23 protein-coding genes and 4 tRNA genes are annotated in these 26866 nt (G+C 41.1%); 26 read left to right on the top strand and 1 reads right to left on the bottom strand.

Going from position 1 to position 26866, the window contains the following annotated elements:
• Positions 1-4: 4 nt before the first annotated feature.
• The 24 genes from AC3ISB_RS28095 to rlmN all read left to right on the top strand — a co-directional run bounded on the left by AC3ISB_RS28095 (position 5) and on the right by rlmN (position 21593).
• Complete coding sequence (locus tag AC3ISB_RS28095) at positions 5-202, top strand: DUF951 domain-containing protein (RefSeq protein ID WP_034316158.1); 198 nt, start codon at positions 5-7, stop codon at positions 200-202.
• Positions 203-368: 166 nt separating this feature from the next.
• Positions 369-1469, top strand: coding sequence for a redox-regulated ATPase YchF (gene ychF / locus AC3ISB_RS28090; RefSeq protein WP_141992405.1), 1101 nt, complete (start codon positions 369-371; stop codon positions 1467-1469).
• Between the two features lie 191 nt (positions 1470-1660).
• The gene (gene rpsF / locus AC3ISB_RS28085) at positions 1661-1945 is read left to right on the top strand and encodes a 30S ribosomal protein S6 (RefSeq protein ID WP_034316153.1); all 285 of its coding nucleotides are present in this window, start codon (positions 1661-1663) and stop codon (positions 1943-1945) included.
• A gap of 68 nt (positions 1946-2013) precedes the next feature.
• Positions 2014-2541, top strand: a complete 528-nt coding sequence (gene ssb / locus AC3ISB_RS28080; RefSeq protein WP_076368498.1) for a single-stranded DNA-binding protein — start codon at positions 2014-2016, stop codon at positions 2539-2541.
• Positions 2542-2588: 47 nt separating this feature from the next.
• Positions 2589-2828 (top strand): 30S ribosomal protein S18, encoded by a 240-nt coding sequence (gene rpsR, locus AC3ISB_RS28075; RefSeq protein ID WP_034316147.1) that lies wholly within the window; start codon positions 2589-2591, stop codon positions 2826-2828.
• A gap of 235 nt (positions 2829-3063) precedes the next feature.
• The gene (locus AC3ISB_RS28070) at positions 3064-4011 is read left to right on the top strand and encodes a YybS family protein (protein WP_339201178.1); all 948 of its coding nucleotides are present in this window, start codon (positions 3064-3066) and stop codon (positions 4009-4011) included.
• Between the two features lie 41 nt (positions 4012-4052).
• Positions 4053-6023 (top strand): DHH family phosphoesterase, encoded by a 1971-nt coding sequence (locus tag AC3ISB_RS28065; protein WP_098370317.1) that lies wholly within the window; start codon positions 4053-4055, stop codon positions 6021-6023.
• Complete coding sequence (rplI, locus tag AC3ISB_RS28060) at positions 6020-6469, top strand: 50S ribosomal protein L9 (protein ID WP_098370316.1); 450 nt, start codon at positions 6020-6022, stop codon at positions 6467-6469. Before AC3ISB_RS28065 ends, rplI begins: the two co-directional genes overlap by 4 nt.
• A gap of 140 nt (positions 6470-6609) precedes the next feature.
• Positions 6610-7974 (top strand): replicative DNA helicase, encoded by a 1365-nt coding sequence (gene dnaB / locus AC3ISB_RS28055; protein WP_034316139.1) that lies wholly within the window; start codon positions 6610-6612, stop codon positions 7972-7974.
• A 290-nt stretch (positions 7975-8264) separates the two neighbouring features.
• Positions 8265-9557: an adenylosuccinate synthase gene (locus AC3ISB_RS28050; RefSeq protein WP_076368493.1), complete on the top strand. Its 1293-nt coding sequence runs from the start codon at positions 8265-8267 to the stop codon at positions 9555-9557.
• A gap of 277 nt (positions 9558-9834) precedes the next feature.
• A tRNA-Lys gene (locus AC3ISB_RS28045) sits at positions 9835-9910 on the top strand.
• An 8-nt stretch (positions 9911-9918) separates the two neighbouring features.
• A tRNA-Glu gene (locus tag AC3ISB_RS28040) sits at positions 9919-9990 on the top strand.
• 23 nt (positions 9991-10013) lie between these two features.
• Positions 10014-10089: transfer RNA gene (locus AC3ISB_RS28035), tRNA-Asp, on the top strand.
• Positions 10090-10117: 28 nt separating this feature from the next.
• Positions 10118-10190: transfer RNA gene (locus AC3ISB_RS28030), tRNA-Phe, on the top strand.
• Between the two features lie 411 nt (positions 10191-10601).
• Positions 10602-12020 carry a peptidoglycan DD-metalloendopeptidase family protein gene (locus tag AC3ISB_RS28025; RefSeq protein WP_489275247.1) on the top strand — a complete coding sequence of 473 codons (1419 nt, stop codon included), beginning with the start codon at positions 10602-10604 and terminating at the stop codon, positions 12018-12020.
• A gap of 278 nt (positions 12021-12298) precedes the next feature.
• Positions 12299-13006, top strand: a complete 708-nt coding sequence (yycF, locus tag AC3ISB_RS28020) for a response regulator YycF (protein ID WP_034316131.1) — start codon at positions 12299-12301, stop codon at positions 13004-13006.
• 5 nt (positions 13007-13011) lie between these two features.
• Positions 13012-14844, top strand: a complete 1833-nt coding sequence (walK, locus tag AC3ISB_RS28015) for a cell wall metabolism sensor histidine kinase WalK (protein ID WP_144480697.1) — start codon at positions 13012-13014, stop codon at positions 14842-14844.
• Positions 14841-16166 (top strand): YycH family regulatory protein, encoded by a 1326-nt coding sequence (locus tag AC3ISB_RS28010; protein ID WP_480340093.1) that lies wholly within the window; start codon positions 14841-14843, stop codon positions 16164-16166. Before walK ends, AC3ISB_RS28010 begins: the two co-directional genes overlap by 4 nt.
• A complete protein-coding gene (locus tag AC3ISB_RS28005) occupies positions 16153-16950 on the top strand; it encodes a two-component system regulatory protein YycI (protein WP_480340094.1) in 798 nt (265 codons plus the stop codon). Before AC3ISB_RS28010 ends, AC3ISB_RS28005 begins: the two co-directional genes overlap by 14 nt.
• A gap of 6 nt (positions 16951-16956) precedes the next feature.
• Positions 16957-17751, top strand: a complete 795-nt coding sequence (locus tag AC3ISB_RS28000; RefSeq protein ID WP_076368488.1) for an MBL fold metallo-hydrolase — start codon at positions 16957-16959, stop codon at positions 17749-17751.
• Between the two features lie 274 nt (positions 17752-18025).
• Positions 18026-19237 carry a S1C family serine protease gene (locus tag AC3ISB_RS27995; RefSeq protein WP_098370310.1) on the top strand — a complete coding sequence of 404 codons (1212 nt, stop codon included), beginning with the start codon at positions 18026-18028 and terminating at the stop codon, positions 19235-19237.
• 176 nt (positions 19238-19413) lie between these two features.
• Entirely contained in the window at positions 19414-19575 is a 162-nt protein-coding gene (locus AC3ISB_RS27990) for a CxxH/CxxC protein (RefSeq protein WP_065310847.1), read from the top strand.
• Positions 19576-19964: 389 nt separating this feature from the next.
• Positions 19965-20444: a 23S rRNA (pseudouridine(1915)-N(3))-methyltransferase RlmH gene (gene rlmH / locus AC3ISB_RS27985; RefSeq protein ID WP_098370309.1), complete on the top strand. Its 480-nt coding sequence runs from the start codon at positions 19965-19967 to the stop codon at positions 20442-20444.
• An 81-nt stretch (positions 20445-20525) separates the two neighbouring features.
• Positions 20526-21593, top strand: coding sequence for a dual-specificity RNA methyltransferase RlmN (gene rlmN, locus AC3ISB_RS27980; RefSeq protein ID WP_144552674.1), 1068 nt, complete (start codon positions 20526-20528; stop codon positions 21591-21593).
• Positions 21594-21654: 61 nt separating this feature from the next.
• On the opposite strand, the gene AC3ISB_RS27975 is transcribed toward rlmN, so the two are convergent.
• Entirely contained in the window at positions 21655-21987 is a 333-nt protein-coding gene (locus tag AC3ISB_RS27975) for a heme oxygenase (protein ID WP_063234288.1), read from the bottom strand.
• Positions 21988-22283: 296 nt separating this feature from the next.
• Between AC3ISB_RS27975 and AC3ISB_RS27970 the strand changes: the two genes are divergently transcribed.
• A complete protein-coding gene (locus AC3ISB_RS27970) occupies positions 22284-23732 on the top strand; it encodes a DEAD/DEAH box helicase (RefSeq protein ID WP_489275242.1) in 1449 nt (482 codons plus the stop codon).
• A 1031-nt stretch (positions 23733-24763) separates the two neighbouring features.
• Positions 24764-26833, top strand: a complete 2070-nt coding sequence (locus AC3ISB_RS27965) for a catalase (RefSeq protein ID WP_489275240.1) — start codon at positions 24764-24766, stop codon at positions 26831-26833.
• Positions 26834-26866: the final 33 nt, after the last annotated feature.

Here is a 26866-nt window from a genome sequence, read left to right as displayed (position 1 = left end):
GGTTATGGAAGAAAAGGAATTTGCACTTAAGGATATTGTGGAAATGAAGAAACCACATCCCTGTGGAGTGAATAAGTGGAGAATTATACGGCTCGGTATGGATATCCGGATAAAATGTGAAGGGTGCGGTCATAGCGTGATGCTGCCCCGACGTGAATTCGCGAAGAAAATGAAAAAAGTTCTGCAAAAGCATGAGGAATGATCATGCTTTTTTTTTGAGTGAAAGTAGTCCTGTCATCTCAATGATTTACTTGTCTTTTTAGGAAGCGAAATCTATAATTGGGAAAGGTTTAGGTAATTGGATGGTCTTTATAGAAGATCAGTTCTTTTCCCATATGTACGAATCATCTTGAAGGAGTGAAATATAAATGGCTTTAACAGCTGGTATAGTCGGTTTGCCTAACGTAGGTAAATCCACTTTATTTAATGCAATTACTCAGGCAGGTGCGGAATCTGCCAACTATCCTTTCTGTACGATCGACCCCAATGTCGGGATTGTGGAAGTGCCAGATCACCGTCTGCAAAAATTGACTGAATTGGTAAAACCGAAAAAGACGGTTCCGACAGCATTTGAGTTCACGGATATCGCCGGGATTGTAAAAGGAGCAAGTAAAGGAGAAGGATTGGGTAATAAATTCCTTTCCCATATCCGTCAAGTGGATGCAATTTGTCAAGTCGTCCGTTGTTTTGCAGACGATAACATCACCCATGTTTCCGGAAAAGTGAATCCAATCGATGATATCGAAGTCATCAACCTTGAATTGATCCTTGCCGATTTGGAATCTGTTGCCAAACGCATCGACCGTGTCGGAAAAATGGCCAAGCAAAAAGATAAAGCCGCTGTGGCAGAACATGAAATCCTTGTGGCTTTAAAAGAAGCATTGGAAGATGAAAAGCCTGCACGTTCCGTCGAGTTTACTGAAGAGCAGCAAAAAATCGTGAAGGGCATGCATTTACTTACAGCGAAGCCGACGCTTTACGTGGCGAACGTGAGCGAAGATGAAGTGGCGAATGCTGATGATAATGAATATGTACAGCAAGTTCGTGAATATGCTGCTAATGAAAATGCCGAAGTAATCGTGATTTGTGCCAAAATCGAAGAAGAAATTGCAGAGCTTGAAGGTGAAGAAAAGGAAATGTTCCTATCTGAACTTGGAATCGAGGAGTCAGGTCTTGATCAGTTGATCCGTGCTTCTTATAATCTGCTTGGATTGGCAACATACTTTACAGCTGGTGTACAGGAAGTGCGTGCTTGGACATTCCGCAAAGGAATGAAAGCCCCTCAATGTGCCGGCGTCATTCACACGGATTTCGAACGCGGTTTCATTCGTGCCGAAACGGTTTCTTATACCGATTTACTTGAAGCGGGCAGCCATGGTGCTGCAAAAGAAGCGGGTAAAGTCCGTTTGGAAGGAAAAGAATACATCGTTAACGATGGCGATGTTATCCATTTCCGTTTTAACGTTTAAGATTCAAAGACCCTACCATTCCATGTGGGGTCTTTTTTGAGACTTAAATCATTAGATTACAATTAATTGTAATAAGTCGATCAGTTCGTTGCAAAGCCTCTTTAACTATGCTATAATTTTATCTTGTGAGTAATTATAAATAATTGCTCCTTGCCCAATTGGGCCGCTTAGACCAAAAGGAGGTGACAGTGATGAGAAAATACGAAATTATGTATATCATCCGTCCAAACATTGAGGAAGAAGCTAAAAAAGCTTTAGTTGAACGTTTCAACACAATCCTTTCTGATAATGGTGCGGAAGTAGAAGCAAAAGAATGGGGTAAACGCCGTCTTGCATACGAAATCAATGATTTCCGTGATGGTTACTACATGCTTCTTAAAGTTAACGCTGAAAGTGCTGCGATTCAAGAATTCGATCGTCTTGCTAAAATCAGTGAAGACATTATTCGCCACATGGCTACTAGAGAAGAAGTATAATTCGATATTTAATATAAATTCTAATCTTGTTTCATAGAAACAAGATTGAAACCTAGGGGTTGATTCTGATGATGAATCGCGTAGTTTTGGTAGGACGCTTAACTAAAGATCCTGAATTACGATATACACCTAATGGAGTTCCCGTAGCTACCTTTACTTTAGCTGTGAACCGTGGTTTTACGAATCAGCAGGGTGAACGTGAAGCGGATTTCATTAACTGTGTAGTTTGGCGTAAACCGGCAGAAAATGTAGCTAACTTCTTGAAAAAGGGCAGTTTAGCTGGCGTGGATGGACGTGTCCAAACACGTAATTATGAAGGACAAGACGGCAAACGCGTATATGTGACGGAGATTCTGGCTGAGAGTGTTCAATTCCTTGAACCACGAAGCAGTTCAGCGGGTGAAAGAAATGAAGGCGGTTCTTACGGTGGAGGTCAAAGAAGTTATGGCAATAATAACGGAAATGACAACAATTCGTATGGACAAAATCCTAATCAGAATCAACGGAGCAATAACAACTACACTCGTGTAGATGATGATCCGTTTGCAAATGACGGTAAGACAATCGACATTTCAGATGACGATCTTCCGTTTTAAACAGCCGTTTAAAATGAAAATTCAAAAAGCAGGGAGGGAAATTTATCATGGCAATGGGTGGACGTAAAGGACGCGGTAAGCGTAAAAAGGTTTGTTATTTCACATCTAACGGAATCACTAAAATTGATTACAAAGATGTAGATCTTCTTAAAAAATTCGTCTCAGAACGCGGTAAAATTTTACCACGTCGTGTAACTGGTACAAGCGCTAAATATCAACGTAAATTAACGATTGCTATTAAACGCTCACGTACTATGGCATTACTACCATATGTATCTGGTGAATAATAAATTGGCACATTGAGGAGTTATCCTTAATGTGCCTTTTTTATAAGTTGTCACTTATGCCTGAAAACCGCTGAATTGCGGTTTTTTTATTTCAAAAGGAAGTTATCCGGACGTTTTCCTCAGAAAAAATAATCATATTCTAAAAAAGAATGTGATGTTTGAAATATCCTGGCCGTAACGGATACAATATAAAGATGGAGATAAGACATCAATAATAACAGGGGGTGAAATAAAGATGAATAGCGGGAGACGGATTGCTGAGGGCGGAGCCCTTCTGGCACTATATTGCATTTTATTGTTCATCACCATTCAAATCCCACTATTGGGTATTTTCACTACATTCTTTTTACCCATTCCATTCATACTTGTCACAATCAAACAAAAGTTATCGTGGAGCCTTGGTTACTTATTTGTAGCCTCGTTATTGTCGATCCTCATTGGGACGATATTGTCTGTTCCGCTGACCTTGCTCATGGGGGCAACGGGAATCGCGATCGGCTATTTTTTGAAAAAGGACAAACCGATGGCTCCTATGTTCATAAGCGCAGTCCTTGTCTTCCTGGGAGGCATTTTATTAATATATGCAGCTTCAGTATTGATAACGGATGTTAATTACATAGAAGAATCGATGAACATGGCTGAGGGGTCCCTCGAGAATACTATCGGCATAATGGATTCTTTTGGACAGGCACCGACGGAACAAGTCAAAAAGCGGTTGTATGAATCACTCGATATGATGAACACGCTGATGCCAAGTTTGTTCGTCTTGATGTCAGTCATCATGGTTTTATTGATTTTCTTTGCGGCGCATCCCATTGTGAAGAGATTCAGTGATAAGGCGTTAAAATGGCCCCATTTTCGAGATCTGCGACTCCCGAAAAGCCTTTTATGGTATTATTTAATTACGATGCTTCTTGCACTTTTTGTGAATACGGACAAGAACAGTTTTGTATATATGGCCATAACGAACCTATTTTTCATACTGCAGTTCTTCATTTTATTACAAGGATATTCCCTGATATTCTATATCGCTCATGTTAAGTCTTGGGCTAAGGCCATACCTGTTTTAATCGTGGTTTTTTCTTTGCTGCTGCCGATTCCGATTATTACGACGGCCGTGCGATTTTTAGGTATAATAGATTTAGGCTTTCCTTTTAGGGAGACAATCAAGAAAAAGGAATAGAAGACTTTTTTGTAAAACAGATGCTTTTAGGAGCTGAAACTATGCCATCTTATTTGAAAGAATACTCGATTAAGTCCCCATTGTATGGGGTGCTGGCCGCAGTCGTTTTACTTTTGGGCGTACTGGCTTATTATAATTGGGTTATTGCACTTGTTGGACTATTGATTCTTGCTGGTTTATTTTATTTAACATTAAGAATGGTAGAAAAAAAGCAACGAAAGACAGAAGAGTATATAACGACTTTATCCTATCGTTTAAAGAAGGTGGGCGAGGAAGCGTTATTGGAAATGCCGATTGGGATCATGCTCTTTAATGAGGATTATTACATTGAATGGACCAATCCATTCCTGGCTTCTTGTTTTAGTGAAGACTCCTTGGCAGGAAGATCGCTATACGATGTTGCGGACTCGATAGTGCCGTTGATCAAGCAAGAAATCGAGACAGAGACGCTTACGCTCCACGATCGGAAATTCAAGGTGGTCCATAAGCGTGATGAAAGGCTTCTTTACTTTTTTGATGTGACGGAGCAAGTGGAAATTGAGAAATTATATGAAGATGAGCGGACGGCAATTGCGATCATTCTTCTTGATAATTATGATGATTTGACACAGGGTATGGATGATCAGCGTAAAAGCAGCATTAATAGCTTGGTTACCTCACTTCTTGATAAATGGGCAAGGGATAATGGCGTTTTCTTTAAACGGGTTTCCTCGGAACGATTCATCGCTGTCTTCAATGAGCATATCCTTCATCAGCTTGAGAAGGGCAAATTCTCGATTTTGGATGAAATCAGGGAAACGACGGCCAAGCAAAATGTACCCTTGACCCTGAGCATCGGGGTCGGCTCGGCCGTGCCATCCTTACCGGAACTAGGTACGCTTGCACAGTCCAGCTTGGATCTCGCCCTTGGACGGGGCGGTGACCAAGTAGCGATAAAGCAAGCGAATGGAAAAGTGAAATTTTATGGCGGCAAAACCAATCCGATGGAAAAACGCACGAGAGTCCGTGCACGTGTCATTTCCCATGCATTGAAGGATATAGTCCTTGATAGCGATAAAGTCATTGTCATGGGCCATAAAAACCCGGATATGGACGCAATCGGTTCAGGGATCGGCATCTTGAAAGTTGCCCAGATGAATGAACGTGAAGGCTATATTGTCATCGACACCCAGCAGCTCGATAGCAGTGTCCTTCGTTTAATGGAAGAAATCAAAAATAAAGAAGAGCTGTATTCCCGGTTCATAACACCTGATGATGCATTTGAAATGATTACGGATGAGACCTTGCTGGTTGTGGTCGATACACATAAACCTTCCATGGTGATTGAAGAGCGGTTATTGAATAGGATCGATAAGGTTGTAGTCATCGACCATCATCGCCGCGGTGAGGAGTTCATCAAGAATTCATTGCTCGTCTATATGGAGCCATATGCATCTTCAACAGCAGAACTTGTAACCGAACTGCTTGAATATCAACCGAAACGCTCAAAGATTGATATGCTGGAGTCGACGGCGCTTCTTGCAGGTATCATCGTCGATACGAAAAGCTTCACCTTAAGAACAGGTTCACGCACTTTCGATGCAGCCTCTTATCTAAGGGCGCATGGAGCTGATACGGTACTTGTCCAGAAATTCTTAAAAGAAGACGTGGACACCTATATCAAACGTTCGAAGCTCATTGAGGAAGTCATCTTTTATAAAAAGGGAATTGCCATTGCCTCTGCAAAAACCGATCAAGTTCATAATCAGGTGCTCATCGCTCAAGCTGCGGACACCCTATTGACCATGGATGGCGTTGCGGCTTCTTTCGTAATGGCTAAGCGATCTGATGATACAGTTGGCATAAGTGCGCGTTCTCTAGGTGATATCAATGTACAGGTGATCATGGAAATGTTGAATGGAGGCGGACATTTAACAAATGCCGCCACTCAACAGGTTTGCTCCATTGATGAAGCTGAAAGTCGATTGAAAGCAGCTATTGATGAATATTTAGAAGGGGGACAAAAAGAATGAAAGTAATATTTCTGAAAGACGTAAAAGGTAAAGGGAAAAAAGGGGAAGTTAAAAATGTAGCAGATGGTTATGCACATAATTTCCTGTTAAAACAAGGATTGGCTGTTGAAGCAAATAATTCAAATGTAAAAACTTTGGAAGCCCAGAAAAATAAAGAAGAATCACTTGCAGCAGAAGAGCTGCAGCATGCTGAAGAATTGAAAGTGCAGCTGGAGAAATTAACGGTTGAACTATCTGCCAAAGCCGGTGAGGGCGGGCGTTTATTCGGTTCCATCACGACTAAACAAATTGCATCGGAGCTTCAGAAAAAACACGGTGTCAAGGTTGATAAACGTAAAATGGAGCTTGCTGAAGGCATCCGCACTTTAGGGCATACAAAGCTTCCAGTCAAGCTTCATCCTGAAGTCACTGCGACACTGACTGTGCATGTGAAAGAAATTAACTAATTTTAGCTGTTTCATATCTGTGAAAAATTGATAAAATAGAGATAGACGAAAAATGTGATTGGGCATGTTGTCCTTTCACTTTTTTCTTTTTTACTAGAAACATATAAAAGGTATCCTCTTAGAATGGGAGGTTTTAAGATATGATAGAACAATTTCAGGATAGGATTCCCCCTCAAAATATAGAAGCCGAACAGGCAGTGCTAGGAGCCATTTTTCTTGAGCCCTCTTCATTGACCGTTACATCGGAAGTTTTGATTCCGGAGGATTTTTACAGAAGCTCACATCAAAAAATCTTTAATGTAATGCTTAAATTGAATGACGAAGGAAAAGCTGTCGATTTGATTACGGTGACAGAGGAATTGGCTGCGACAAAAAACCTTGAAGAAGTTGGCGGAGTTTCTTATTTAAGTGAATTGGCCGGATCGGTGCCTACCGCGGCCAATATTGAATATTATGCCCGCATCGTCGAGGAGAAGTCATTGCTGCGTCGTTTGATCAGGACAGCGACCAACATCGCTCAGGAAGGCTACAGTCGCGAGGACGAGGTCGAGGAGCTGCTCGGGGAAGCAGAAAAAACGATCATGGAAGTGGCCCAGCGTAAGAATTCCGGGTCTTTTCAAAATATTAAGGATGTATTGGTTGCGACGTACGATAACATAGAAATTTTGACTACCCGTAAAGGTGATGTCACAGGAATACCGACAGGGTTTGCTGAACTGGATCGAATGACAGCAGGGTTCCAACGTAATGACCTCATCATAGTGGGTGCCCGTCCTTCGGTTGGTAAAACCGCTTTTGCATTGAATATCGCTCAAAACGTTGCGACCAAAACGGAGGAGAATGTAGCGATTTTCAGTCTTGAAATGGGTGCAGAGCAGCTCGTTATGCGTATGCTCTGTGCTGAAGGAAATATCAACGCTCAGAATTTACGGACAGGTTCCTTAACTGATGAGGATTGGCGTAAACTGACGATGGCGATGGGAAGCTTGTCGAATGCCGGCATTTATATCGATGATACGCCTGGTGTGAGGATTGGTGAAATCCGTTCAAAATGCCGTCGTTTGAAGCAGGAACATGGCCTTGGCATGATATTGATCGATTACCTGCAGTTAATTCAAGGCGATGGTCGTTCAGGCGACAACCGTCAGCAAGAGGTATCCGAGATTTCACGTTCACTCAAAGCGCTCGCTCGTGAACTTAAAGTGCCCGTCATCGCCCTTTCCCAGCTATCGCGGGGAGTGGAGCAGCGTCAGGATAAGCGTCCGATGATGTCTGATATCAGGGAATCCGGGAGTATCGAGCAAGATGCCGATATCGTCGCATTCTTATACCGTGATGATTATTATGATAAAGAATCCGAGAATAAAAATATCATCGAAATCATTATAGCGAAACAGCGTAATGGTCCAGTAGGCACGGTTTCGCTTGCATTCGTAAAAGAATATAATAAATTCGTTAACCTCGAACGCCGCTTCGATGACGATTCGATGTCTCCCGGCGCATAGGGAACTGCCTGCCATTTTTGCAATGGCGGGCTTTCTCTGTTTTTGGAAAAGGAAAGGGCCTTATGATAATAGAAAAAGAAATCAAAGGGTACAATAATGATTGACAATCCAAAACCCAATGTAAAACCGAAAGAATTTTCTCATATTTACGAACAAAGTATTTATTGAAAAGTGTATTGTTCGGATTTTGTATTGACTTCCAGTTTGGATTATTGATAAAATAGGTTTGTTTGATAAGAACCGGTTAAAATGATCGGTATTACGTGAACCTTTGGAGGTGCTTTATTCAGATGTCATCAGTTGTAGTAGTCGGTACACAATGGGGAGACGAAGGTAAAGGTAAAATAACAGATTTTCTATCCCAGAATGCGGAAGCCATCGCTCGTTATCAAGGTGGGAATAATGCAGGGCATACAATAAAATTTAACGGTGTTACCTATAAACTGCATTTAATTCCGTCAGGGATTTTTTATAGTGATAAGATTTGTGTCATTGGAAATGGTATGGTGGTTGATCCTAAAGCTCTTGTAGAGGAGCTTGCTTATTTACATAGCCATGGGGTGAGTACGGATAATCTTCGTATCTCAAACCGTGCACATGTCATTCTTCCTTACCATATCAAATTGGATGAAGTCGAAGAAGACCGTAAAGGCGCCAACAAAATTGGAACGACTAAAAAAGGAATCGGCCCTGCATATATGGACAAAGCTGCTCGTAACGGAATCCGCATGGCAGACCTTTTGGACCGTGAAATTTTCGAGGAAAAATTGTCTCAAAATCTTGTCGAAAAAAATCGTATGTTTGAACGTTTCTACGAAACGGAAGGTTTCAAAATCGAGGATATCTTGGAAGAATACTATGAGTACGGACAACAAGTGCAGAAATATGTTTGTGATACATCCGTTGTATTGAATGATGCACTTGATGAAGGAAAACGGGTATTATTCGAAGGGGCACAAGGTGTCATGCTTGATATCGATCAAGGAACATACCCATTCGTCACTTCATCTAACCCGGTTGCAGGTGGAGTTACAATCGGTTCTGGTGTAGGTCCTACGAAAATCAACCATGTGGTTGGAGTATGTAAAGCATATACAAGCCGTGTGGGCGATGGTCCTTTCCCTACAGAATTGCATGATGAAGTCGGTAACCAAATCCGGGAAATTGGCCGTGAATATGGTACAACTACAGGCAGACCGCGCCGTGTAGGCTGGTTTGACGCTGTTGTCGTTCGCCATGCTCGCCGTGTCAGCGGGATTACTGATTTATCATTGAACTCGATTGACGTATTATCAGGTCTTGATACTGTCAAAATTTGTGTGGCTTATGATTACAAAGGCGAGATCATTCATGAAGTTCCAGCGACTTTGAAAGCGATTGGCGAATGTAAACCAGTCTATGAAGAACTACCAGGCTGGTCAGAAGACATCACAGGTTGCAAATCATTGGATGAGCTTCCAGAGAACGCTCGTCACTATGTAGAGCGCGTATCTCAATTGGTAGGCATTCCTTTGACCACTTTCTCTGTCGGTCCTGACCGTAACCAAACAAATGTCGTGAGAAGCCCTTGGCGTCTAGCGTAATTCTTGAAAAAGGAGCTGGCTTTTTTGCCGGCTCTTTTCTTTCGTTATTAACATCCATGCTATTATATGTCACGTTCAGGAGGTCCGGGATACCGAATGAATGGATTAAACTGTTGGAAAATGAAAAAATATAAGAAAAAAATAATTTTATTTCAAAAAACTATTGCCTAAACTATATAAACCATGATATTATCAAAAGCGTCGTCACAATAGAACAAGCCATTAACAAGATACGGATGTTAAGTTAACATCCTGAAAAAAAACATTTCCTTAGTACGAGCCATTAGCTCAGTTGGTAGAGCATCTGACTTTTAATCAGAGGGTCGAAGGTTCGAATCCTTCATGGCTCACCATTTTTTCCGGCCCATTGGTCAAGCGGTTAAGACACCGCCCTTTCACGGCGGTAACACGGGTTCGAATCCCGTATGGGTCACTTCTTTATATAAATGCTTTACTGGTCCCGTGGTGTAGCGGTTAACATGCCTGCCTGTCACGCAGGAGATCGCGGGTTCGATTCCCGTCGGGACCGCCATTTTATTTTTTTCTAAAATAGAATATTTGGCTCAGTAGCTCAGTCGGTAGAGCAAAGGACTGAAAATCCTTGTGTCGGCGGTTCGATTCCGTCCTGAGCCATCCTTTTATAAACGCCTTTCCTTTTGGGCGTTTTTTTGTTTTGCGTCCAGATGTATTTTGAATGAAATCTTGTTAATAGATTGTTAACGATTTGTAACATACCAATTTAGACCAATTCGGCTTATTACTCGCTTTTAACCTTACTGGGCCTAGGCCCACTCCTTTTTCTGCAGTTTATTGAACTTTCCCCATTCCTATATTTATTGGTACATGTTGTCACGATTTATACAGTTCCATTACATTATGAAGTCTGTTTCTTGTTTTTTTTCTCAATATGGTAGAGTTATGAGTGATAAAAATCATTATAGAAATCAGTCATAAGCATGTGGATATTTAAATTGGACTAATAAATCTCAAAATAAAATTGATTAGTTTCTTAATTGGTGACTGAGCCGTTAAGGAGGACAATATATGTTTAGCTCAAAAGGCAAGGGGATCATCCTGTTGATGGTTTCCGTCATTTTAATGCTTGCAGGAAATCGGGCAACTGCTGCTGGAATATCGGAAACTGCAACCATACAGCATGTTTATCTTAACGATGAGTTCGTCGGAAGTGTGACGGACGAAACGGAAATCGAAAAGATTGTAGCCGATAAGGTAGAAGAAGCACAGGAAGATTATCCGGACTTAACATTCGATAAGGAGACACAGCTGACGTTTGTACCTGAAGAGGTATTCGATGAAGAGGTAAAAGAGGATCAGGCTGTTAAGGGAATTCAAGATCAGTTGAATGTGAAGGCAGAGGCTTATGAAATCGACATAGATAATCAGGCGGTCGCTTATGTTGCGTCAAAGGAAGATGCCGAGGACGTTTTGGAGAAAATCACTTTATTATATGTGAATGAAAAGGAATACGCTGAATATGAATCAGGTAAAAAGGAAAGTGAAAAAGATGCGGATCCGTTAAAAGAGCCAGGAAGTAGAATTCTGGACATCGAATTTTCACTTCCCGTCACGTTTAAAGAGACAATGGTATATCCAGACGAAATCAAGAGCGTCGATGAAACCCTTTCCATGATAGAAGAAGGAAAGGAAGGAACGACGAGCTATGAGGCTAAGGAAGATGAGGATCTTGAAGCCATTGCCACTAGCCATGATATGGACCTGGATCAACTGCTGGAACTAAATCCGGGACAGGATGAGAACAAAGGTGTTAAAGAGGGCGAGCGTCTTTATGTGACCCAACGTATCCCCTATGTGAACGTAATGGTAGAAAGAGAAGTATTTAAGGAAGAGAGGATTCCTTTTGAAAAGAAAGTGAAGGAGGATGACGAACTTCCAAAGGGCGAGCTCATTACTGAACAAATAGGGAATGAGGGGATTCTTGCGTTCACCTATAATGTATCCGAAACAAACGGAAAGAAAATCAGTGAAACAATCACAAAAAAAGAAGTCACGGAAAAGGCCAAAACAGAAATCACGAGAAAAGGCACCAAGGTCATTCCTTCACAGGGCAGCGGTACATATTCATGGCCTGCAGATGGGGGCTATATTTCCAGTAAGCAGGGTCAGCGCTGGGGGAAACTGCATAAAGGTATAGATATTGCCCGGCCAGCCACCAGGACGATAACGGCAGCAGATCATGGGATAATCGAAACTGCCGGAAACTCCGGAGGATATGGAAATAAGATAACGATCAATCATAATAACGGGTATAAGACAGTGTATGCCCATTTGGATTCAATAGATGTACAAGCAGGACAAAAGATTGAAAAAGGCATGAAAATTGGCATGATGGGTTCAACGGGGAACTCGACCGGTGTCCACCTCCATTTTGAAATATATAAAAACGGGTCTCTCGTTAATCCGCTAAACTATATAAGCCAATAATCGATGGAAGTCTTCGAAAATTATTCGAAGACTTCTTTGCTACATACATAGATGAGAATAATAGGAAAAAGGTGATTTAATGCCTATAAAATGATAAAGTAGAATAGAGACAATTTGCTTTCATTCCGGTGTTCAGCCCCTTTTATTGGGTATATATACGTAACTTTGCTAAAACTAGGTTGCCGGGTTGTGCAAGCAGAAGGAAAAGTGAATAAGGTCCCGGATAAGGACACGGTTTTTAATAGATTCAGTTCAGTTATTAAAAAGGAGATAAGTACATGGATAAAAAGATTCTGGTAGTGGATGACGAAAAGCCAATTGCTGATATATTACAATTCAATTTGAAAAAAGAAGGCTATGAAGTTTTTTGTGCTTATGATGGCAATGAAGCCCTCAAAATGGTAGAAGAACGGCAACCCGATTTGATTTTACTTGATATCATGCTGCCGCAGCGCGATGGCATGGAAGTTTGCAGGGAAGTAAGGAAGAAGTATGAAACGCCAATCATCATGTTAACGGCAAAAGATTCAGAGATTGATAAGGTCTTAGGATTGGAGCTTGGTGCAGACGACTATGTGACAAAGCCATTTAGTACCCGGGAAATAATTGCCCGCGTTAAGGCGAACCTAAGACGTCAGCAAGCTGTTCCTGTTCCCGATCAAGAAAATGAACCGAAGGAAATTACGATAGGAACGCTCACTATCCATCCGGATGCCTATGTGGTATCCAAGCGCGGTGATACGATTGAATTAACGCATCGCGAATTTGAGTTGCTTCATTACTTAGCGAAGCACATCGGTCAGGTCATGACAAGGGAGCACTTATTACAAACCGTGTGGGGCTATGATTATTTTGGTGATGTGCGGACGGTCGATGTAACGGTCAGACGTCTTCGTGAGAAGATTGAAGACAATCCTAGCCATCCTGGCTGGATTGTAACTAGAAGAGGGGTCGGTTATTACCTGCGTAACCCTGAACAGGAGTAGTTTCTATGAAAAAGGTTGGTTTTTTTCGCTCAATCCATTTTAAATTTGTTCTGATTTATGTTTTGCTCATTTTCGTAGCAATGCAAATAATCGGGGTATATTTTGTTGGGGAATTGGAAGAAAATCTTGTTGGGAACTTTACGAAATCAATAAAAGGCCACGTTAACCTGCTTACCTACAGCATTGGTGAAGAAATGGAAAAAGAGAGGGGAGAGGAAGATCCAACCCTCGAAGAAGCGATTGATACGATATTGAAAGACCGGGATAATTCATCGAATGATATTTCGGAAGTACGTGTCATCGACACCCGCAGCAGACGCGTGATTGGAACTTCAGCCCCAGGTAACCAGGATATTGTAGGGAAGAAGACAACAGAGGTCCTTATTAAGAATACGCTCATTTATGGAAAAGAAGATAATGATATATTTCGGGATAAGAAAACAGGCAGGCGACTCTGGGTCCTTTCGACACCCATTGAAGCAAATGGGGAGGTCATTGGCGCCGTCTATGTAATAGCAGAGATGGAAAATGTCTTTGAGCAGATGGATGAGATCAATAGTATCTTCATGACGGGTACGGCCATCGCCTTGGTCATTACGGCCATCTTGGGGATCCTGCTCGCACGAACGATCACTAGACCTATGTCTGATATGAGAAAGCAGGCACTGGTGATGGCGAAAGGGAATTTCTCCAGAAAAGTTAGGGTATATGGCGATGATGAAATTGGCCAGCTTGCCGTCACTTTCAATAATTTGACCAAAAAACTTCAAGAGTCGCAATCAAGCACAGAAGGAGAGCGGCGTAAGCTGTCATCTGTCCTTGCCAATATGACGGATGGCGTAATTTCAACGGACAGGCGCGGTCGGGTGAACCTGATTAATGAACCGGCGGCACAATTATTGAATGTCTCGCGTGAAACCGTCATGAACCAACCGATCATTGAGGTTTTGGGGCTTGAAGAAGAATATAAATTTGAGGATTTACTGGAAGAGCGGGAGTCCGTAATCCTTGATTACAGCAAAAAAAATCGGCCTTTCATTTTGAGGGGGAACTTTTCGGTCATTCAAAAGGAAACGGGATTCGTTAATGGTTTGATTACTGTTTTGCATGATATTACAGAGCAGGAAAAAATCGAAAGTGAACGCAGGGAATTTGTTGCCAATGTATCACATGAACTGCGAACTCCGCTAACGACGATGAGAAGTTACCTGGAGGCATTGGCTGAAGGTGCATGGAAGGACGAGGAAATCGCTCCATCCTTTTTAAGTGTGACCCAAAATGAAACGGAGCGAATGATCAGGCTTGTTAATGATCTGTTACAGCTTTCAAAAATGGACAGTAAAGATTACAGGCTTAAAACAGGCTGGGTGAATTTCAATAAATTCTATGACCATATCATCGATCGTTTTGAAATGACGAAAAATGATGACATCACGTTTAAGCGTGATTTGCCGAAGGAAGCTTATTTTGTGGATATTGATGAAGATAAAATTACCCAGGTTCTCTATAATGTAATCTCCAACTCATTAAAGTACTCACCTGAAGGGGGTCAAGTGACTTTCCGCGTCAGGGCATCTGATGGCTTTATCATTGTGAGCATTACAGATCAAGGAGTGGGTATCCCGAAAAACGTCATTGATAAAATATTCGACCGCTTCTACCGTGTGGATAAAGCAAGGGCCCGTAACTTAGGCGGGACAGGGCTTGGTTTAGCGATTGCAAAAGAGATGGTCGTGGCGCATGGCGGGAAAATATGGGCGGAAAGTGTGGATGGAAAAGGAACTACCGTGTTCTTTACACTTCCTTACGAACAGGAAGAAGAGGATGATTGGTCATGAATTTTGAACGTGCAAAAAGTATAATACTGATTATTTTGGTTGGGACAAGCATTTTTTTGACATGGAGCATTTGGACGTACGAGCCTGAGTATGATCCATTTGAACAATCGTCGGAATTTATAAAGATTAAAAGCGATGTCCAGATTGTCAGTGATGTCATTAAACCAGTCAGTATCCTTTTCCATGGCAATGGGCAGCATTTCCAGACTTCCAATCCGGTGGAAATAAATGAAATGGAAAAAGAATTTTCGCAATGGCGCTTCAGCGGCATAAAAGAGGTATCCGTAAAAAGGCTGCAAAGGAAATTTGACGATTTTGTCCATGAAGATGGATCGATTGAAATCAAATTTTCCGATGATATTCCCATTGCCCTTTATAAAACGGTATTGAATATAAGGGATAAGGAAGTGCCTGAATTTTCGTTTGATCGAATCCTCATTAAACAAAAGGATATCAGTGGTAAAGAATCTGCCGTTTATTTTGTTTCCTACGATCAAGAGAAGATTTATCAAGGTATGGTCGACTCTAAAAAACTAAGGAATTTCATGGATTCATTTTATAGGGGTTCTTACGATGAGCACCCTGAATACACGGCCGAAACGATAAACAGCAAAAGGACGCTGTTCGTCCCGGAAAACCCAGTGGAGATCAACAGATTTGAATATTATATTGACGATTTGGATATTGGAAACCTGAAAAATGCTTTATTTAATAATCCGAAGTATGTACGCCAGGAACCCGTTTCGGTTGGTGAGGAATACACGGATGGAACAAGACTTATGACCGTCAATAAAGACAATTACTTAATTTCTTATATCAATCCGGCACAAAAAAGCAAGGGCAGTTCCAGTGACCTTCTGCAAAAAAGTATTGATTTCATCAATGATAATGCTGGTTGGGAAGATAACAATTACCGCTTTGCCTATATGTCGGAGAATGAGCAACGAGTGGTATTCCGCTTATTCGTAAATGGTTATCCGGCCTTCAATGAATCCGGAATGACAGAAATCGAGCAAATTTGGGGGAAAGAAGAAATTTATAGCTATGACCGCCCGTACTTTTCACTTGACTCAGTCCTCCCATCAGAAGAATCGGTAAAAACTTTAAAAAGTGGTAGAGAAGTCTTGAATCAGTTGAAATCGAAAGATAATATCGACTTCAAAAGCGTGGAGGACATCTCGATTGGTTATAGATTGAATAAATCCCTCGATTCCAAACTTGTAACACTAGTTACACTCGATCCCACTTGGTATTATCGTGTAGGCGATAAATGGTTTATTGTGCCTTTTGAAGAAGGAGGCGATCAAAGTGGATTGGAATAATACAAAGTCGATATTCATCATGGTTTTCTTTACTTTGAATATTTTTCTTCTTTATCAATTCCTGGAAAAGATTAATGACTCCCAATTAGAAAGCTTTACGGAGCCCCTTACGGATGAACTTTTGAAAGAAGATGAGATTTCAATAGAAACCCCACTTCCGAAACAAAAGTTGAAGGATCAATTCCTGATTGCCCAAAGCAAGACTTTCGAGAAGAAAGATATACAGCACCTAAAGAATCAAAAAGCAAAAATCATCGATGATAAGAAGCTTGTGGGTACATTTAAGATACCGGTTGGCATGAAAGCGGAAATTAATGCTGCAGACCTTGATATATTCCTGAAGGAGTATATATTAAATGGAAGTGAGTATCATTTTTGGAGCTATGATGAAATCAGCCAGACCATCATCTGCTATCAAGTGGCAGATAAAAAGATGTTTTATAATAATAGTAAGGGGAAGGTCACTTTATATCTGAACAAGAAGGGTGAAATCGTTTCCTATGAACAGATGTATTTAGAGGGGATCGAAAAATTCAATAAACCAAAAGAATTGGTATCTGCTTTAACTGCTATTGGAGCATTGTATCAGAATGGTGATATTGATCCTAAAAGCAAAGTCACGAATGTGAAACTGGGTTTTTATAATTCGCTGCAAACGACATCTGTGTCACATTTACTTGTGCCAACATGGTGGGTGGTCATTGATGACGAAACGGATCTCTTCGTGAATGCTTTTGATGGAGAGGTCATTGAATTGAATACAGAAGAAAAAATACTGGAGTGAGTAAAGATGACAATGCATTTTAGTGTTCTCGCAAGCGGGAGTACAGGAAATGCCTTTTTCGTGGAAACGGAGGATCAATCATTCCTTGTCGATGCCGGCTTAAGCGGTAAAGCCCTGGAAGCATTGTTTCAGGATATAGGCCGTGATATGTCGAAGCTATCCGGTATCCTTGTTACCCATGAACACAGCGACCATATTAAAGGTCTTGGCGTGGTTGCCAGAAAACATAAACTCCCGATATATGCGAATGCAAAAACATGGAATGCCATGGATCGATCAATCGGTGAAATTGCAACCGAACAAAAATTCACATTTGAAATGGAACAGGTCAAAACGTTCGGCAGTCTTGATATAGAATCTTTTGGCGTTTCACATGATGCGGCAGAGCCGATGTTTTACGTCTTTCATCATGAGGATAAGAAACTTGTGGTCATAACCGATACAGGGTACGTAAGTGATCGGATGAAGGGAATCATCTCGAATGCCGATGCTTACGTATTTGAAAGTAACCATGATGTGTCCATGCTGAGGATGGGAAAATATCCATGGAGCATCAAGCGCCGGATTTTAAGCGATGTCGGACATGTTTGTAATGAAGACGCTGCCCTTGCAATGAGTGAAGTGGCCGGTGATAAGACCAAGCGGATTTACTTGGCCCACTTAAGCCTTGATAACAATATGAAGGATCTAGCAAGAATGTCGGTGGAACAGACGTTAAAGACAAAGGGGATCATCGTTGGCGAACAATTTTCCTTATATGATACAGACCCGAAAAGACCAACGGAACTTGTTACGTTATAAATAAAAGGAATGGATGAGGGATATCCTTGTTCATTCCTTTTTTATTTTTAAAAATTTCAGTTCGTAAGTTACGAATCGGATTAAAAGGGGTACCGTTTGGTTAGAACTGTATAGGTAAAAGGAAAATGGCTGTATACTAGTCAATTTTACGTTTCCCCTTAAATAAAAGCATTCATTTTTTTAGAAAAAATTCGGTAATTGAGTATAATTGAGGGAGGATACCAAACAATAGAATTGCTATAATTTATTCCTAAAATGAGAGGATGGGGCGGTCTTGGGTTATTATGATCAGAATGATGAGAACCAAAATAAACGGAAAAGAGGCTATACGGGCTATTTTCTAGCCGGCTTGGGGGGCGTCATCATCGGGGCCTTACTTATTTTACCGGGAAGTGGGCTGTTAAATAACGATGATAACGAAATTACAACGGGGAAATCAACAGAGAATGAGCCCGCGGAGCAGTCCCAGCAAAACCTTACTCTTGATGTAACAAGTGCTGTCACCAATGCTGTTGATAAGGCCAGCGACGCAGTGGTCGGGATCACTAACATTCAGGAAACGAACTTCTGGAGTCAAGGGACCAACGCCGAGGACAGTTCGGCAGAAGCCGGCACTGGTTCTGGAGTCGTCTACAAAAAAGATGGGGGCAAAGCCTATATCGTCACAAATAATCACGTCATTGAAGGCGCTAATGAATTGGAAGTGACATTAAGTGATGGCACTAAATTGCCAGCTGAACTACAAGGTAGTGACCCATGGACAGATTTAGCTGTCATTGTCGTGAATGGCGATAAAATCAAAACCATTGCTGAATTCGGAAAATCCGGCAAATTGAAACCTGGTGAGCCCGTAATTGCCATTGGTAATCCATTAGGCCTCCAATTCTCTGGATCGATCACACAAGGGATCATCTCCGGATTGGAGCGTACAATAGAGGTGGATATCAATGAGGACGGACAAGTGGATTGGAATGCGGAGGTCATCCAGACCGATGCGGCGATTAACCCAGGTAACAGCGGGGGGGCACTCGTTAATATGTCAGGGCAGGTCATCGGAATAAATTCGATGAAGATTGCGGAAAATGCAGTGGAAGGAATCGGTCTTTCCATTCCGATCGATTCAGTTATACCGATTATTAATGATATAGAGGAATTTGGTGAAGTGAAACGTGCCTTCTTGGGTGTGAATTTGGCATCTGTAGAAGAGATTTCCCAATACCATCAACAAAATACATTAAAGTTACCAAGAAAAGTTACATTTGGCGTTGCAATAACAGGCGTTCAAAGCAACTCTCCAGCATCCAAAGCAGGATTGAAGGAATTTGACGTCATTGTTGGAATGGATAATGAAAAAATTCATGACGTTGTGGAATTACGAAAATACCTTTACAACGAAAAGAAAATCGGTGATAAAGTTAAAATCATTTATTACCGTGACGGAAAGAAAGAAACTACGGAAGTCAAACTTTCAAGCAGCGAAATTTAAAAGCACAAAAGGACAGGGGGAAAAAATGCCTCCTGTCCTTTCTATTTCCTTGCGATTTTCTTATTTTTTGTTACGATTACCTGTGGATATATACTTAAATTAAAGATCTCAAGTAACTTGTGGATAATTGGGAATAGAAGTACTGGGAATAATGAGTGGGAAAGGAGATATGAAGGATGAAATTATATTGCTGTCAGGAACACGTGGATATGGCGCTGGATGAAGTGGTATACGAATGTGAAACCTATCCTGTTTTAACGCTGGTTCCCGAAGAAAATCAGTTATCAACAACCTGTGAATATTGTCGAAACGTGGCAATATATCTAGTAGGGAACTAATATTCGCATACAAGATGTGGATAGATTTTGTGGATATGTGGATAACTATTGTGGATAACATGTTCGTAACATGTTCTTAACCTGTTCTTAACATTTTCCGAAGAATGAAGCGGCGGGTGGAATGGTTTAGATTCAAGCTTTTGGTTGTACGAATAAGCAACATAATTCTTTATCGGATCTGAACTAAGTCCAGCCCAATTTCTTCAATACACATTAAAAAATAATGAAAGTTACCGTTGCCGCTTTCAGGGGCAGCGGTTTTTATTTTAAAAGCATTAAAAATTGGAAAGGATATGCTTGTTTTGCTTATAGGCCACTGTAAGGTATGATAATAGGTAGGCAAATCCAACAATTGATAGTAAAAACATAATGAAAGCTAGAGGATATATATGAAAATAACGATTATTACTGTTGGCAAGCTAAAGGAAAAATACTTAAAGCAAGGAATTGCTGAATATACAAAAAGGTTAAGCGCCTATGCTAATATAGAACTTGTCGAAGTACCGGATGAAAAAGCTCCGGAGAACCTGAGTGCAGCGGACATGGACATTGTAAAGCAAAAGGAGGGTGAACGAATCCTGGCGAAAGTCAGCCCGGACACCTACGTAATAACGCTTGAAATCAATGGAAAACAGCTTACTTCAGAGCAGCTGGCCACTCATTTGGATCAGCTCGCTACCTATGGAAAGAGCAAAATTGCCTTTATTATTGGCGGGTCGCTTGGGCTTGGCACTGAGGTGTTATCAAGAAGTGATTATGCCCTTTCCTTCTCGAAAATGACCTTTCCGCATCAATTAATGAAATTGGTTCTAGTGGAGCAAATATATCGGGCTTTTCGGATAAATAGAAATGAACCATATCATAAATGATGGAATTAATTCCGGGGGAATTCCCCGTAAGGTTAATGGGTTAAAATATTAAATCTTAATGTAATGAAAAGAGGGTAACGAATGAATAAAGAGTCCATTTATGGTTTAACATTCGAACAATTGACATCATGGCTTTCGGACCGTGGCCATAAAAAATTCAGAGCTTCCCAAGTCTGGGAGTGGCTTTATAGAACACGTGTGACGAATTTCTCTGAAATGACGGATGTTAATAAAGAGTGCATAAAATTACTTGAAGAGCACTTTGTCATCCAGACTTTGACTGAGCACGTTAAGCAAGAGTCAGCGGATGGCACGATCAAATTCTTGTTTAAATTACAGGATGGAAACCTTATCGAAACCGTCATGATGAGGCATAAATACGGAATTTCGGTTTGTGTCACCACCCAAGTGGGCTGCAATATTGGCTGCAGTTTCTGTGCCAGTGGATTATTGGCCAAAAGCCGCGATTTATCCAGCGGCGAAATAGTGGAACAAATCATGAACGTTCAACTGCATCTGGATAAATTGGAACAAGGGGATGTTGTTAGCCATGTTGTTGTAATGGGTATTGGTGAGCCGTTTGATAACTTTGAAAATATGATAGACTTTTTGAAGGTACTCATGGACCATAAGGGTCTTGCTATCGCTGCTAGGCGTATTACTGTTTCGACGAGCGGTCTTGCCAATAAGATTTATGATTTCACTGATACCCAATTACAGGTGAATCTGGCCATCTCATTGCATGCACCGAATAATGAACTCAGGACACGGATCATGAAAATAAACCGAGCTATTCCGATAGAAAAATTGATGAAATCTCTTGATTATTATTTAGAGAAAACGAATAGGAGAATTACGATTGAATATATCCTATTGAAAGATGTCAATGACCACCAAGAAGAAGCCGAACAACTCGCCAATCTTCTTGAGGACAAAAAACATCGGCTCTATGTCAACCTGATTCCATACAATCCTGTAGATGAGCATAGTCAATACCAAAGAAGTGAAAAAGAGTCCGTTCTCTCGTTTTATGATACGCTGAAAAAGAGAGGCGTAAATTGTAAAATCCGCCAAGAACATGGAACGGATATTGATGCAGCTTGCGGCCAGCTTAGAAGCAAGCAAATCAAGAAAGCCGAAGCCCAGTAATCACTAAGAGAAAACAACAAAAAGAGGCCGCATATTTCGCGGCCTCTTTGGCATGATTTTATTATTTAGCTATTTCCTTTACCGAGGCGACTTCATACGTTGTAAGCTCGCTGCCTAGAATTGGAGATTCTTTTTTTGCTTCACCGGAACCTGGTTCAGGCCGTTTATGTGCAGCTTTGAATGCATCGCTATTTCTCCAAGCAGTAAAGTTATCAAGGTTTTCCCAGTACATATTTACGCTCAGTTCATCGTGGTCCGACAAATTCTGCGTTAATAATACTTCTACTTTTACGAAGCCTTCCGTAGTATCAAGTGGACCTGGCGCAGTAAATCCTGGGGCCATGACTGCACCCATCCCTTTTTTGACTCTGATTCTATTCGTTACGATTATCATAAATCAGCACTCCTTTTGGACATCGGTTTAGAAACTACACTCTATTTAAGCTTTTATATCATACATATTTTAGCATATTGAAAGAAGCAGGGTCCATTTTGATTAACTCAGATCATGATATCCAGATGACCATTGTTTTAGTGAAGACGGATGTTTCATTATATTGAAATAAGGCAATTGAATTTGGTTATTACAAGGTTTATCGATGCATATCGCGTATAATAGAACCTTGTATAAGGAAATTACGATTATGGAAACAATAAAGCAACATACTAAACAACAAAAGAGGCTGTCATATGAATGAATTGAGTTTTACTGATTATACATTAAGCGATGAAATTGTAAGGGCATTAGAAAGCTTGGGATATCAGCTTCCAACAGAAGTACAGCGTGAGGTGATACCAGTGGCGCTGGAAAAGAGGGATCTTGTCGTTAAATCCCAAACGGGAAGTGGAAAGACCGCTTCATTTGGCATACCGATCTGCGAAATGGTCGATTGGGAAGAGAATAAGCCTCAGGCGCTTATTTTAACACCGACACGTGAGCTGGCTGTACAAGTAAAAGAGGATATTACGAATATAGGCAGATTTAAAAGGATAAAGGCTACTGCGGTTTATGGAAAGCATCCATTCGCACTGCAAAAAGCGGAATTGAAACAAAAAAGCCATGTAGTCGTCGGAACCCCGGGGCGTGTCCTGGATCATATCGAGAAAGGGACATTCGCCTTGGAACGCTTAACCCATTTGGTTATTGATGAAGCCGATGAAATGCTGAATATGGGCTTCATCGAACAAGTGGAAGCCATTATTAAAGAGCTTCCGAAAGATAGAGTAACCATGCTGTTCTCTGCTACGTTACCTGAGAGTATAAAAAAGCTATGCAAGCAATATATGAAAGATCCTTTGGATATTGAAATCAAAGCAAAGGGTGTAACGACGGAGAAGATTGAACATGCTCTTATAGAAGTGAAGGAAGACGACAAGTTTTCCCTGCTTAGAGACGTCACCATCACGGAAAACCCCGATAGCTGCATCATTTTCTGCCGGACGAAAGATAGGGTAGACCAAGTATGTGAACAGCTGCTGGAACTGGAATATCCGTGTGATATGATACACGGCGGCATGCTTCAGGAAGATCGCCTTGCAGTGATGAATGAATTCAGAAGAGGTGAATTCCGCTATTTGGTTGCGACAGATGTTGCTGCACGCGGAATTGACATCGACAATATAACCCATGTGATTAACTATGACCTGCCAATGGAAAAGGAAAGTTACGTACATCGAACTGGAAGAACGGGCCGTGCCGGTAAAAAAGGAAAAGCCATTACATTTGTGACGCCGTACGAAGACAAATTCCTTACTGAGATTCAAGGATATATCGGTTTTGAAATCCCTAAGATGACTGTTCCTTCAAAAGAGGAAGTCTCCAATAAAAAAGTGGAATTCGAAGCGAAACTGGAAGCTCGTCCAAAAATCAAAAAAGATAAAAGTGAACAATTGAATAAACAAATCATGAAGCTGTATTTTAATGGCGGCAAGAAAAAGAAACTCAGGGCTGTGGATTTTGTCGGAACCATCGCAAAGATTGATGGAGTGAATGCAGAGGACATCGGGATCATTACGATTCAGGATAATGTTTCTTATGTGGAAATATTGAATGAAAAGGGACCGCTTGTCTTGAAAGTGATGAAAAATACGAAAGTAAAAGGCAAACTTTTGAAGGTTTCAGAGGCTTTTAAGAAGTAAGGTGTTGAATGGAAAGAAGCGGAAGCTTATCTAAACATGGTTAACCAATTAAAATTGGTTCTGTTTGTAGACAAAAGGGGTTCTATCTAATTTTAAAACAAAGTTAATTGGAACGTAAGGTGCGAGACTCCTGCGGGAAAAGCGATTCCAGGGGAGAGACCCCGAAGGCGCAATGGCGCCGAGAGCGGACCGCCCGCGGAAAGCGAGTGCCTAGAGTGGAAAACAACGTTCCTGTAGAAAAAAGTGGTGGAAGTTTTGAGAATAAACCTCCACCACTTTTTTATTGCTAAAAAAGCTTCTTTTATTTTTTTTGAAATTTTATAAATTCTAAATACATCATTGGGAAAACAATTACAAACATTATTATAAAACCTATTATTATTCCTACCAAACTTTTATCCTGAGTTATGGACATGGATACATAATAGAACGCTACACTCGTAATAATTAAATATAATAAATATCTTAAATACTTCATTTTGTTATATCAATCCATTCATTTTTTTACCAATCCAAAATCTAAAAAAGCCTCATTCTCAAAAGGTTTTCCAAAATATTCTGCTGAATTATAACTATGTTAACCCATTTGAACAAACAAATGGTCCTGAACTTATATTTACAGCAAAAATATGAAGAAAAATTATTAATATTAAGTATTCAGTTTATATGATAATAGGAAAACTCTTAGATAGACTTACTTTTTTATATGTTTTAATAACTCACTCGGAAATAATCCAAACTACGCCAGGATAATTCTACACACTTAGAAATAATTCGACATACCCCAAAATATTTCGACTCATCCATGAATAATTTGACTTCCACACTGATAATTCGACCTCCACCTGAAATAATACGTCCTCACTGGAATGATTTTTTGTTTTGAGAATGTGAAGTTTCTTTTTCTGAATTCTGTTTATTCGTCAAAATAGAGTGGTATATGAGGAAGGATAACGCAATTATTTCGAATCAAATAAATACATACAACACGATCTAATCTGAATTCTTAGACATGGAGGGGAATGAGTGGGATGACAAAAGCAAATGAAAACGGAAGAATCGATGAGCAAAGTAAGCGGCGGCAGTTGGATCAATATCGAGTGGACGATAATGGGAAAAAGATGACGACTAACCAAGGTTTGCGTATTTCTGAGGATGAGCATTCTTTGAAAGCGGGAACACGTGGTCCAACTTTGATGGAGGACTTTCATTTCCGGGAAAAAATGACTCATTTTGACCATGAGCGTATTCCTGAGCGGATTGTCCATGCCCGTGGATCTGGTGCTCATGGATATTTTCAGGTATATGAACCGATGGCCGAATTTACAAAAGCCAAGTTTCTTCAAGACCCTTCAGTCAAGACACCAGTATTCGTTCGTTACTCCACGGTGGCAGGTTCACGCGGATCGGCAGACTCGGTCCGTGATGTAAGGGGATTTTCTACAAAGTTTTATACCGAGGAAGGAAACTATGATTTGGTCGGAAATAATATTCCAGTATTTTTTATCCAGGATGCCATTAAGTTCCCGGATTTAATTCATGCGGTTAAACCGGAGCCTCATAACGAAATACCTCAGGCTGCGTCTGCCCATGATACTTTTTGGGACTTCGTCGCCAACAATGAAGAAACGGCTCATATGGTCATGTGGCATCTTTCTGATAGGGCCATACCGAGGAGTTTCCGGATGATGGAAGGGTTTGGTGTCCACACATTCCGTTTTGTAAATGAACAAGGCGTGGCCCATTTCGTTAAATTCCATTGGAAGCCTGTACTTGGAGTTAAATCCCTTGTCTGGGATGAGGCACAGAAAATTGCAGGGAAGAATCCTGACTTTCACCGCCAAGATCTGTGGGAAGCGATAGATACCGGAAATTATCCTGAATTTGAATTTGGCGTGCAAATGATTAAGGAGGCAGATGAATTCAAATTCGACTTTGATATCCTTGATCCTACTAAACTATGGCCGGAAGAACAGATTCCGGTGAAAATAATCGGAAAAATGGTATTGAATCAAAATACGGATAACTTTTTTGCAGAGACGGAACAGATAGCATTCCATCCGGGGCATGTCGTACCGGGTATTGATTTTTCAAATGATCCGCTACTCCAGGGACGTTTATTCTCCTACACAGATACCCAGCTATCCCGACTGGGAGGACCGAATTTCCATGAGCTTCCGATTAATAGGACGGTTGCCCATGTTCATAATAATCAACGCGATGGCATGCACCGAATGTCAATAAATCCAGGGCAGGTCAGCTACCACAAAAATTCGCTTGCAGGCAACTCTCCCGAACCTGCTTCGGAAGAGGAAGGCGGCTATGCACATTACCAGGAAAAAGTCGATGGCAGGAAGGTCCGACAACGCAGTGAAAGCTTCAAGGATCATTACAGTCAGGCTAAATTATTTTGGAATAGCATGACGGAAGTGGAGAAGGAGCATATTATTCAGGCTTTCCACTTTGAAGTGGGAAAAGTGAAAAGTAAGGACGTTCAGCAGCAAATTGTCGAGATGTTCAGCAATGTAGATGACGAACTGGCCAAAACGATCGCTATTGGAGTGGGCGTGAATCCTCCAGCCAACAAAAGTAAGGTCAAAATGGATTTGGCTTCTCCGGCTTTAAGCCAGGAGCAAATGAAAGTGAACACGGCCGCAACAAGGAAAGTGGCAATATTGGCTGCAGATGGTTTCAACGGGTCAGAGGTTAATCAAGTTTTGGAATCATTTAAATCGGCAGGGATAACGGCTGAAATCATCAGTAATAATCGTGGAGTGATTACAAGTTCTGAAGGACAGCAGGTTGAGGTGAATCAGACATTCCTGACAGCCGATTCGGTACTTTTCGATGCTGTATATGTGGCAGGAGGCCAGGAGAGTGTCGATGCCCTAAAGGCATCCAAGGAACCAATTTACTTTGTTGATGAAGCCTACAATCATTTCAAAGCGATTGGTGCAGGAAAAGAAGGAGCCGAGATCTTATCGAAGGCAGGCATCGTTTCCAATGACCCAGCCTCAGGCATTGTAGCTGTTACGGATAATAATAGTGGTACTGCCTTTATCGAGGCAATTGCCAAGCACCGTCACTGGAGTCGCGCTTAATATTGGATGAAAAACCCCCAGACTTGGAGTCGG

Source organism: Peribacillus sp. GL_122 (assembly GCF_057835005.1).
The sequence above is the reverse complement of the archived record's forward strand: the minus strand, read 5'-3'. Positions and strand labels throughout refer to the sequence as shown.